Source organism: Streptococcus mitis (genome assembly GCF_047464945.1).
GTDB lineage: Bacteria > Bacillota > Bacilli > Lactobacillales > Streptococcaceae > Streptococcus > Streptococcus mitis_EA.
Genome location: NZ_JASHAX010000016.1, coordinates 1 through 4,869, shown reverse-complemented (window position 1 = coordinate 4,869; position 4,869 = coordinate 1). Strand labels below are relative to the sequence as shown.

Annotated in this window: 1 protein-coding gene and 1 pseudogene; one reads left to right on the top strand and one right to left on the bottom strand. The window is 46.2% G+C overall.

Features of this window, described 5'->3' with window-relative positions; translation table 11 throughout:
- Window positions 1-2,372: pseudogene (locus tag QM424_RS09685) on the top strand (hypothetical protein); the annotation flags it as partial.
- Window positions 2,373-4,198: 1,826 nt separating this feature from the next.
- Here the strand turns inward: QM424_RS09685 and QM424_RS09680 are convergent.
- A partial coding sequence (locus tag QM424_RS09680) for a Rib/alpha-like domain-containing protein (RefSeq protein ID WP_414394524.1) occupies window positions 4,199-4,869 on the bottom strand: 671 nt, incomplete at its 5' end.

Genomic DNA, 4,869 nt, shown 5'->3' with positions numbered 1-4,869 from the left:
CTGATGTGCTTGCTGATTCTGATGCGCTTGTTGATGCTGACTCAGAAGCTGATGTACTTGCTGAGGCTGACGCACTTGTTGACGCTGACTCAGAAGCGCTTGTTGATGCTGATTCTGATGCACTTGTGCTTGCTGATGCTGATGCACTTGTTGATGCTGATTCAGACGCTGATGTGCTTGCTGAAGCTGACGCGCTTGTTGATGCTGACTCAGATGCTGATGTGCTTGCTGAAGCTGACGCGCTTGTTGATGCTGACTCAGACGCTGATGTGCTTGCTGAAGCTGACGCACTTGTTGACGCTGATTCAGAAGCCGATGTGCTTGCTGAAGCTGACGCACTTGTTGATGCTGACTCAGATGCCGATGTGCTTGCTGAGGCTGATGCACTTGTTGACGCTGATTCAGAAGCCGATGTGCTTGCTGAAGCTGATGCACTTGTTGACGCTGATTCAGATGCTGATGTGCTTGCTGAAGCTGACGCACTTGTTGACGCTGATTCAGAAGCGCTTGTGCTTGCTGATTCTGACGCACTTGTTGATGCTGATTCAGAAGCGCTTGTGCTTGCTGATTGGCTTGCACTTGTTGACGCTGACTCAGATGCTGAGGTGCTTGCTGATTCTGACGCACTTGTTGATGCTGACTCAGATGCTGATGTGCTTGCTGAAGCTGACGCACTTGTTGACGCTGACTCAGATGCTGATGTGCTTGCTGAGGCTGATGCACTTGTTGAGGCTGACTCAGATGCTGATGTGCTTGCTGATTCTGACGCACTTGTTGATGCTGACTCAGATGCTGATGTGCTTGCTGATTCTGACGCACTTGTTGACGCTGACTCAGATGCTGATGTGCTTGCTGAGGCTGATGCACTTGTTGAGGCTGACTCAGATGCTGATGTGCTTGCTGATTCTGAGGCGCTTGTTGACGCTGATTCTGACGCACTTGTTGATGCTGACTCTGACGCACTTGTTGATGCTGACTCTGACGCACTTGTTGATGCTGATTCAGAAGCGCTTGTGCTTGCTGACTCTGACGCACTTGTTGACGCTGACTCAGAAGCGCTTGTGCTTGCTGATTGGCTTGCACTTGTTGACGCTGACTCAGATGCTGATGTACTTGCTGACTCTGACGCACTTGTTGACGCTGATTCAGAAGCGCTTGTGCTTGCTGACTCTGACGCACTTGTTGACGCTGACTCAGAAGCTGATGTACTTGCTGACTGGCTCGCGCTTGTGCTTGCTGAGGCTGATGCACTTGTTGACGCTGATTCTGAAGCCGATGTGCTTGCTGATTGGCTCGCACTTGTTGACGCTGACTCAGATGCCGATGTGCTTGCTGAAGCTGATGCACTTGTTGACGCTGACTCAGAAGCTGATGTGCTTGCTGACTGGCTCGCACTTGTTGACGCTGATTCAGAAGCTGATGTACTTGCTGATTGGCTCGCACTTGTTGATGCTGACTCAGACGCTGATGTGCTTGCTGAAGCTGATGCACTTGTTGATGCTGATTCAGAGGCTGATGTGCTTGCTGAAGCTGACGCGCTTGTTGACGCTGATTCAGAAGCCGATGTGCTTGCTGAAGCTGACGCACTTGTTGACGCTGATTCAGATGCTGATGTGCTTGCTGATTGGCTCGCACTTGTTGACGCTGATTCAGAAGCTGATGTGCTTGCTGAAGCTGATGCACTTGTTGACGCTGACTCAGATGCCGATGTGCTTGCTGATTGGCTCGCACTTGTTGACGCTGACTCAGATGCCGATGTGCTTGCTGAGGCTGATGCACTTGTTGACGCTGATTCAGAAGCTGATGTACTTGCTGAGGCTGATGCACTTGTTGACGCTGACTCAGAAGCCGATGTGCTTGCTGAAGCTGACGCGCTTGTTGATGCTGACTCAGATGCCGATGTGCTTGCTGAGGCTGACGCACTTGTTGATGCTGACTCTGACGCGCTTGTGCTTGCTGATTGGCTTGCACTTGTTGACGCTGACTCAGACGCTGATGTGCTTGCTGAAGCTGACGCGCTTGTTGATGCTGACTCAGAAGCCGATGTGCTTGCTGAAGCTGATGCACTGGTTGATGCTGACTCAGACGCTGATGTGCTTGCTGAGGCTGATGCACTTGTTGATGCTGACTCAGATGCCGATGTGCTTGCTGAGGCTGATGCACTGGTTGACGCTGACTCAGAAGCCGATGTGCTTGCTGAAGCTGATGCACTGGTTGATGCTGACTCAGATGCTGATGTGCTTGCTGAGGCTGATGCACTGGTTGATGCTGACTCAGATGCTGATGTGCTTGCTGAGGCTGATGCACTTGTTGACGCTGACTCAGAGGCTGATGTGCTGGCTGATTGGCTTGCACTTGTTGATGCTGACTGACTAGCTGATGTGCTTGCTGATTGACTTGCACTTGTCGACGCTGACTGACTAGCTGAGGTGCTGGCTGATTGGCTTGCACTTGTCGATGCTGACTGACTAGCTGATGTGCTGGCTGATTGGCTTGCACTTGTCGATGCTGACTGACTTGCACTTGTTCTCGCCGACTCAGAAGCCGATGTGCTTGCTGATTGGCTTGCGCTTGTCGATGCTGATTCTGATGCAGATCGAGAAGCTTGTTCAGACTTATAATCAGAATCCGATACTGGCACCTCTACTTCATTCGATGTACCATCTTTATAGGTAATAATGACTGTAACTTTACCCTTTGATACAGCTCCACCGTTTTTAAATTCGTATTTACTAATACGATTTGCCTCTTGTGGATTTGAACCCTTCACCGCTGCAAGAATCTTTTCTTTATCATCTGCTGATGGAGTTGTCGCATTAGTTACTTGAACTGTCGCTGGCACTTCACCTGGGAATTTCTTATTCAGTTTCCCTTGTGCTACTACTGTCAGAGTACGAGCTTCATTATCAGATAAATCGACAGCTTTAACCCCACGGTTCCATTTATTACCATCTGCATATTGTTTGTCTGCATCATAGGTTGCTGTGTACTCTCGAATAGCAGGATTTGTTGTTGAAGCTTCCGTTGGAGTATCCTTGAAGCCAGGTGCAGAATCGTCTGATGAATAGTCTTTTTGGAAGATTCTATCAATATCTGAAGTTCCATCATGCAATTTCAGAGTTTTAATCTTACCACTGTTATCCTTGCCGCTTATGACGATTTTAATTTTATCACCTGCGAAGATTTCATATCCTCTTGCACCTGGGCGAACATTATCCTGGATGGATTGTTTTTCCCACTGTTTTGTCTTATCATTCTGGATATAGAGATCAAAGGTTGGTTCTGGTGCTACATTTTCTTTCGTAATAGTCGTAGCAGTTGGGTCAGAAGTAAGAGTCTCTGTTCCTCCAGTAGGAGTCCTTACAACTTTACTTTGTGTAACCGTTACGTCTCCCGTTGGAAGCAAGCCGTTATTAGCATTGTAAGCCTTTTCGAGATCTTTTGGCGTGAAGGTCAGTCTTGTATCGTTAGGTCCAGCTTCCTTGGTGAATGTCTTATCACCGATTGTCAAGGTCACTGTTGCTCCCGGTGTCACATCTGTAACTGTAATACTACGGTTCGGCAGACCTCCTTGTAGCTTCACTTGATTATCTGCGATTTGTGGTGGGTTTGGTCTAACTTTGATGGTTACAGGAACTATTGCAGTTGTATTGTCTTTAGTTTGTGCTCCTTTTGGTAAAGCAACATTGACATTATGGGTATAGATACCTGGATTAGCAACACTTGGAGTTGTTTCCCAAGAGTAAGTGGTTGTAGTAGCTGGCTCTGGACCACTAGGCATCGGTACTGAAGCAGAGTCTTTTATTGCATTGCCTGGGTTATCAATAATACCATCCAAAGAATCTGTTTTCCCGACTGTTGTCTCATAAACTTTCTTAGCTACCGGATCAACTACCGTATACTCAAAGCTTGCATCACTTGTAAGGGCTGGGTCGTTAGCTGATGCAGCTCCGAAGCGACCATTCGGATAAACCGCTTTAATTGTATAAGTCGTCTTGTGGCTTCTAGGTTGGTACCAATTTGGATTTTCCTTTGTTGTATACCACACATCACCAAAAGATGGTCTTTCATTTTTAGTAATATCAGTTGTTAGCTCAGAACCTTCATTATTTAGTCGATACTTATAGGACCACTTAGTCCCCGAAGGAAGGTCATTACTGTTAGTATACACAAAAGTATCCCTACCATAGTTGTTAGCCTAGCCTCCATCGACTTTACTAAGATTTGCTTCTTTCGTTCCTTTAAATGCAAAGAACTTACCAGTTACTCCATTTGCAGTCTTGGCCTCAACCTTTGGATAAACGGTGTAGTTATAAGTAATCTCTTTACTTACACCTTTCGAGTCGGTAACCGTCAAGGTTGCTGTTTTTTCACCTGGTGTAGATAAATCTGGAGCTCCATTTTTCCAAACTACATTTGTGTTTGCAGGCAAATCTGTACCATCAGCAGATTTGATAAAATTACGAGCTATCAAGCTATTTGGATTCTCTCCTGCAACCGCGTAAAAACGATCTGACCTAGTTTTATAATTTTGTTCTAGATTAGGAGTGATTGGCTTTGAAGTTCCATCTTTAAATGTAATAATCACATCACCATTTGGTTGAACCTCATAAGTACGAATGCGAGATGTATCAGATGGATTCGATTTCTCGACTTCTGATTTAATTTTTTCTCTCTCAGTAGGAGTCAAATTCGACTTATCACGAACGGGAATGACAGGCGGTGTTGTCAATTTAATCTTGTCCGCCAAACGTCCTTGTTGAATACCAAATTTCGCTTCATCTAGGTTGGTATCACTTTCATTACCACTTGGATCTACTGCCTTAATTTGTCGCGTCCATTTATTATTTGAATTATATGTTAAGTCAT